Raw genomic sequence first — 6336 nt, 5'->3', positions numbered from 1 at the left:
GACCAAGCTTGAAGTACCTTCACTTGGGATTGAGGTGGAGTCTACCTTAGTACCTACTGCGATAATTTCGGAAACGGGCGCGGTCGTCACTTCATTAGAAACCTGCTTGCGATTATCCTTGCCATCTACAGTCGTCACTTCCGTTAAGATCGTGCGCTCACCTGCGACGCCTGCTCGAACAACACGAGTTTGACCCTTAAGTAAGTCTGGATCGTCCTGATGAAGAGTGTCATAAGCAACGGTTTCTGTCGTCACCTCTAACTCTGGCTTAACCTCGACCAAGCTTGAAGTACCTTCACTTGGGATTGAGGTGGAGTCTACCTTAGTGCCTACTGCGATTATTTCAGAAACTGGTTCTAAGGTTACAGTGTTGGATTTGACTTGGCGGTCTTACTTACCATCTACAGTCGTGACTTCCGTTAAGATCGTGCGCTCGCCTACAACCCCTGCTCGGACAAGGCGGGTTTCACCCTTAAGCAAGTCTGGATCGTCCTGATGAATAGTGTCATAAGCAATGGCTTCTGCCGTAACTTCAAGTTCTGGTTTCACCTCTACCAATCTTGGAGTGCCTTCGCTTGGAATAGAAGTGGACTCTACCTTAGTGCCTACTGCGATGATTTCGGTAACTGGTTCTTGGGTAATACTATTAGATTTGACTTGGCGGTCTTCCTTGCCATCTACGGTCGTAACTTCCGTTAAAATAGTACGCTCACCGGCTACGCCTGCTTGGATAATACGAGTTTGGCCCTTAAGTAAGTCTGGATCGTTCTGATGAATAGTATCATAGGCAACGGATTCTGTCGTCACTTCCAATTCTGGTTTATCTTCAACAAGACTTGGAGCACCTTCGCTTGGAATTGAAGTGAATTCGACCTTAGTACCTACTGCTATGATTTCGGTAACGGGCGCGGTCGTAACTTCATTAGAGACCTACTTGAGATTTTCCTTGCCATCTACAGTCGTCACTTCCGTTAAAATAGTGCGCTCACCTGCTACTCCTGCTTGAATGACACGGGTTTGTCCCTTGAGCAAGTCTGGATCGTCCTGATGAAGAGTATCGTAAGCAACTGCTTCTGTCGTCACTTCAAGCTCTGGCTTCACCTCGACCAAGTTTGGAGCACCTTCACTTGGAATTGAGGTAGATTCTACCTTGGTGCCTACTGCGATGATTTCGGTAACTGGTTCTCGGGTAACACTATTAGATTTGACTTGACGGACTTCCTTGCCATCTACAGTCGTCACTTCCGTTAAAATAGTGCGTTCGCCTGCTACTCCTGCTATGATGACACGGGTTTGTCCCTTAAGCAAGTCTGGATCGTCCTGATGAAGAGTTTCATAGGCAACTGCTTCTGTCGTAACTTCCAATTCTGGTTTATCTTCAACAAGACTTGGAGCACCTTCGCTTGGAATTGAAGTGGATTCTACCTTGGTACCTACTGCGATAATTTCGGTAACGGGCGCGGTCGTAACTTCATTAGAGACCTGCTTGCGAGTTTCCTTGCCATCGACAGTCGTAACCTCGGTTAAGATGGTACGCTCACCTGTTACTCCTGCCTGGAGAACTCGGGTTTGACCCTTAAGCAAGTCTGAATCGTCCTGATGAAGAGTATCGTAAGCAACGGATTCTGTCGTAACTTCCAATTCTGGTTTATCTTCAACAAGACTTGGAGCACCTTCGCTTGGAATTGAAGTGGATTCTACCTTGGTACCTACTGCGATAATTTCGGAAATTGGCTCCAAGGTTACAGTATTGGATTTGACTTGGCGGTCTTCCTTGCCATCTACAGTCGTCACTTCCGTTAAAATAGTACGCTCACCGGCTACGCCTGCTCGAACAACACAAGTTTGACCCTTAAGCAAGTCTGGAGCATCCTGATGAATAGTATCATAGGCAACGGATTCTGTCATCACCTCTAACTCTGGCTTGACCTCGACCAAACTTGAAGTACCTTCACTTGGAGTTGAAGTGGATTCTACCTTAGTGCCTACTGCTATGATTTCAGAAACTGGTTCTAAGGTTACAGTGTTGGATTTGACTTGACAGTCTTCCTTACCATCTACAGTCGTGACTTCCGTTAAAACAGTGCGCTCGCCTACAACCCCTGCTCGGACAAGGCGGGTTTGACCCTTAAGCAAGTCTGAATCGTCCTGATGAAGAGTATCGTAAGCAACTGCTTCTGTCGTAACTTCAAGCTCTGATTTCACCTCGACCAAACTTGGAGCACCTTCACTTGGGATTGAGGTAGAGTCTACCTTATCTGCTTGTAGGGAATGAGGTTTTGTATCTTCAGTCTTAGAAATTTCCTCATTTTCTCTTACAAAGTAATAACCTGTAAATTCATAACCCTCAATCCTTTCTGGACTAGGCAAAAATTCTCCTACAACTGTTTTGACAAGAGCTGGACGAAGCTCCACTAAGTTCTCCAAGGCAGAAACCGATAGAGCAGTCCCACCCACAGCCAAAACTGTCACTAGAAAGAGAGAGGCTCCCTTTCTCTTTTTAATGAGAGTGAGCGAAACTAACAAGATTCCTGTACCTAGCACAGGCAGGATAGCATTTGAAAACAAGCCAGTATCCGGTAACTTCGCAGTAGATTTACGGTAGACGAAGTAATAATCCTTACCTTCCTCCACTTGGATAGCATTCTCTTCAAACCAACGTAGTTCAGCCTTCAAAGATTCAGGCAAGCCTTTATCTTCTACATAGTGTGACACTAGCTGAGGAATCCTTTCCTCTGCAAGCACAGTATTTCCACTTGTGCTTACAAAAAATAAACTCGTTCCTAATAAGACGGAACAAGTTCCTACTGCATACTTTCTCAAAGAAAAGCGTTGTTTTGCTTTAAAATGATGTTGTTTCATGATAAACTCCAATTTCGTATCTATTCCTTCTCACAGTATATCAAAAATAGTAAACGCCTACAAAAGATTTGAATAATAAAATTGCCATATCTAGCTTCTTTATCCAATTTTAAAGAAATCCATCCGTATCCTTTGTAAACATTCACAGTAAGAACGTAATTTCCTCCCAGAAGTTCTTCTATTATCTGCTACTTAATAAAAATCTATAGTGAATGAAAGTAGGAGGCCGATGAAGCTTAAAGAGTCTAAATTTCTAGATTCTACAAAGCAAAAACCACAAGTAAACTCAGTCTTACTGACTTCACTTGTGGTATGTTTAATAAATATCTTTACTGAATTCTAGCAGAACTCCACAGCCGTTTTCCTATCTCTTTTTCACCGACATTAAGGATATATCTCGCAAACTAAAGTAAGCAAGGACCAGCATGGCTACTGTGATAAAGAATTCTGTTGGTAGCTGAAAGATTTGCAGGATGGACAACATGAGCAAAATCACGAGGGAAACGAGACCAAAAACAAGAATTACAATATTAACCGTTCCCTTGATACTTTGAGGTGTCGCAAATATATAGAGTAAGAGTAATAAAATCCCTATGATTAAATAGACCATTTTCTGCTCTTTCTAGCTCTTATTCAGCTGATTTTTTCTTTTTGTTTGCTTTCTCACGTTCTGCCTTGTTAAGGATTTGTTTACGCAAACGGATAGATTCTGGCGTTACTTCCATGTATTCATCGTCGTTCAAGAACTCAAGTGATTCTTCAAGAGTCAAGATACGAGGAGTCTTGATAACAGCTGTTTGGTCCTTAGTAGCTGAACGGACGTTGGTCATTTGTTTAGCCTTAGTGATGTTAACTGTCAAGTCGTTTTCACGAGAGTTTTCACCGATGATCATTCCTTCATAAACCTCAGTACCTGGGTTGACAAAGATCGTACCACGTTCTTCGATAGACATGATTGAGTAAGTTGTAGCCTTACCAGCATCGATAGAAACAAGGGCACCACGGTGACGTCCACCAATTTCCCCTGGAATCAATGGTAAGTATTGGTCGAAGGTATGGTTCATGATACCGTAACCACGAGTCATTGACAAGAACTCAGTTGAATATCCAATCAAACCACGCGCAGGAACAAGGAAGACCAAACGAGTTTGACCATTACCAGTTGAAATCATATCCAACATTTCACCCTTACGTTCAGAAAGACTTTGGATAACAGATCCTTGGTATTCTTCTGGAGTATCGATTTGAACACGTTCAAACGGTTCGCATTTGACACCGTCGATTTCTTTTACGATAACTTCTGGACGAGATACTTGAAGTTCATAACCCTCACGACGCATTGTTTCGATAAGGATTGACAAGTGCAATTCTCCACGTCCTGAAACAGTCCATTTATCTGGTGAATCAGTTGGGTCTACACGAAGGGAAACGTCTGTTTGCAATTCTGCCTGCAAACGTTCTTCCACCTTACGAGAAGTTACCCATTTACCTTCTTTACCAGCAAATGGTGAATTGTTGACCAAGAAAGTCATTTGAAGAGTTGGCTCATCGATGTGTAGGATTGGAAGAGCTTCAACTGCGTCTGTCGGAGTAATGGTTTCACCGACAAAGATGTCTTCCATACCTGAAACGGCAATCAAGTCACCTGCTTTTGCTTCTTGGATTTCACGACGTTCCAAACCAAAGAAACCGAAGAGTTTTGTAACACGGAAGTTTTTAGTTGTGCCATCCAATTTAGAAAGGGTAACTTGATCCCCAACCTTTACACTACCACGGAAGACACGACCGATACCGATACGTCCAACAAAGTCATTGTAGTCCAAAAGTGACACTTGGAATTGCAAAGGCTCATCTGAGTTATCTACTGGAGCTGGGATATGGTCGATAATCGTGTCAAAGATTGGTGCCATAGTAGCTTCTTGGTCAGCTGGATCATCTGACAATGAAGAAGTTCCGTTGATCGCTGAAGCATAAACCACTGGGAAATCAAGCTGGTCGTCATCTGCACCAAGCTCGATGAACAGTTCCAAGACTTCGTCCACTACTTCTGCTGGGCGAGCTGATGGTTTATCGATTTTGTTGACAACCACGATTGGGACAAGGTCTTGTTCCAAAGCTTTTTTCAAAACGAAACGAGTTTGTGGCATTGTTCCTTCGTAGGCATCTACGACCAAGACAACACCGTCAACCATTTTCATGATACGCTCAACTTCTCCACCAAAGTCCGCGTGTCCTGGTGTATCCATGATGTTGATACGAGTTCCGTTGTAGGCAACGGCTGTATTTTTAGCAAGGATGGTAATTCCACGCTCTTTCTCGATATCGTTCGAGTCCATAGCACGCTCAGCCAATTCAGTACGTGCATCAAGCGTTTCTGACTGTTTCAATAATTCGTCAACGAGGGTTGTTTTCCCGTGGTCAACGTGGGCGATAATCGCAATGTTACGGATATCTTCTCTTAATTTTGTCATGATTTCCTCTATTATATTCAAAAATTTATTTTCTAACTGAACGATTATACCACAATTTTAAGCAAATGACTTAATTCAAGTAAGTGTAAATGTTTTCAAAAGAAAATTCATTCCTTCTCTTTTCTTTTCAAAAATCCCGACTTGTGATAAGATAGGCTGGTATGCGTTTAGATAAATTATTAGCCCAGGAAAAAATCAGTCGAAAAGCTATGAAACAAGCTCTTCTGAAAAAAGAAATCTTTGTAGATGGATACCCTGCTCGTTCCCTTGCGCAGAATATTGATACGGGGTTGCAAGAGCTGATTTTCAAAGATAGAAAAATCCAAGGATATGAACACACCTACCTCATGCTCCATAAGCCAAATGGAGTCGTGACTGCAAGCAAAGATAAGAAACTCCCAACAGTCATGGACCTCCTTCCTCAGCATCTCCAGTCAGATCAACTCTACGCCATCGGTCGTCTGGATCGAGATACGACGGGGCTCCTTCTCTTAACGGACAATGGGCCTCTAGGTTTTCAACTCCTCCATCCCCAATATCATGTCGATAAAACTTACCAAGTAGAGGTCAATGGGCCACTAACTCCCGACCATATTCAAGAGTTTAAAGATGGGATTGTCTTTCTTGATGGAACTATTTGTAAACCTGCTCAGCTTGAAATTTTATCCTCAAGTCCTAGTCTCAGCCAAGCCACCATTACCATCTCTGAAGGAAAGTTTCATCAAGTCAAAAAAATGTTCCTCTCTGTTGGTGTCAAGGTCACTGCCCTAAAACGCACCCATTTTGGCCCTTGGAGTCTTGATGACAATCTTCAAGAAGGTGACTATCGACATCTAAACTCACAAGAATTGGCAATCATTTGTGACTTTCTTAGAAAAAGTGGTTAAAAAATGAGGTTGGGACAAAAGATCCCGACCTCACTTTTTATTAGCAATCAAATTTTGACGCGGTAGCTGATTGAACTTTTTGTTCGTCTTTTAGACTCCAAAAAGCTCCTAATCAT

At 42.7% G+C, this 6336-nt stretch carries 6 protein-coding genes; 1 reads left to right on the top strand and 5 read right to left on the bottom strand.

Annotated features, from left to right (window positions below; all coding sequences use genetic code 11):
• The 5 genes from ADF68_RS06050 to typA form a co-directional block, all read right to left on the bottom strand.
• Positions 1-282: G5 domain-containing protein (locus ADF68_RS06050; RefSeq protein ID WP_049549042.1), on the bottom strand; the 282-nt coding region annotated here is incomplete at its 3' end.
• Positions 283-390: 108 nt separating this feature from the next.
• Positions 391-807: a G5 domain-containing protein gene (locus tag ADF68_RS06045; RefSeq protein WP_152901834.1), complete on the bottom strand. Its 417-nt coding sequence runs from the start codon at positions 805-807 to the stop codon at positions 391-393.
• Positions 808-930: 123 nt separating this feature from the next.
• Positions 931-2862, bottom strand: coding sequence for a G5 domain-containing protein (locus ADF68_RS06040; protein ID WP_049549040.1), 1932 nt, complete (start codon positions 2860-2862; stop codon positions 931-933).
• Positions 2863-3226: 364 nt separating this feature from the next.
• On the bottom strand, positions 3227-3472 hold the full coding sequence (locus tag ADF68_RS06035; protein WP_049549039.1) for a DUF3165 family protein: 246 nt from the start codon (positions 3470-3472) through the stop codon (positions 3227-3229).
• A 19-nt stretch (positions 3473-3491) separates the two neighbouring features.
• Positions 3492-5333, bottom strand: a complete 1842-nt coding sequence (gene typA, locus ADF68_RS06030) for a translational GTPase TypA (protein ID WP_000164103.1) — start codon at positions 5331-5333, stop codon at positions 3492-3494.
• 161 nt (positions 5334-5494) lie between these two features.
• Between typA and ADF68_RS06025 the strand changes: the two genes are divergently transcribed.
• A complete protein-coding gene (locus ADF68_RS06025; RefSeq protein WP_049549038.1) occupies positions 5495-6220 on the top strand; it encodes a pseudouridine synthase in 726 nt (241 codons plus the stop codon).
• Positions 6221-6336 lie beyond the last annotated feature (116 nt).

It is taken from the genome of Streptococcus pseudopneumoniae, from assembly GCF_001068775.1.
GTDB classification, from domain to species: Bacteria; Bacillota; Bacilli; order Lactobacillales; family Streptococcaceae; genus Streptococcus; species Streptococcus pseudopneumoniae_N.
Note: the sequence above shows the minus strand (reverse complement) of the source record. Positions and strands in the feature narration are given on the sequence as shown.

What these genes read in the sequence shown, in the direction of transcription:
- typA (WP_000164103.1), bottom strand. Translation starts at nt 5,333, where the DNA reads ATGACAAAATTAAGAGAAGATATCCGTAACATTGCGATTATCGCCCAC.
- ADF68_RS06040 (WP_049549040.1), bottom strand. Translation starts at nt 2,862, where the DNA reads ATGAAACAACATCATTTTAAAGCAAAACAACGCTTTTCTTTGAGAAAG.
- ADF68_RS06025 (WP_049549038.1), top strand. Translation starts at nt 5,495, where the DNA reads ATGCGTTTAGATAAATTATTAGCCCAGGAAAAAATCAGTCGAAAAGCT.
- ADF68_RS06035 (WP_049549039.1), bottom strand. Translation starts at nt 3,472, where the DNA reads ATGGTCTATTTAATCATAGGGATTTTATTACTCTTACTCTATATATTT.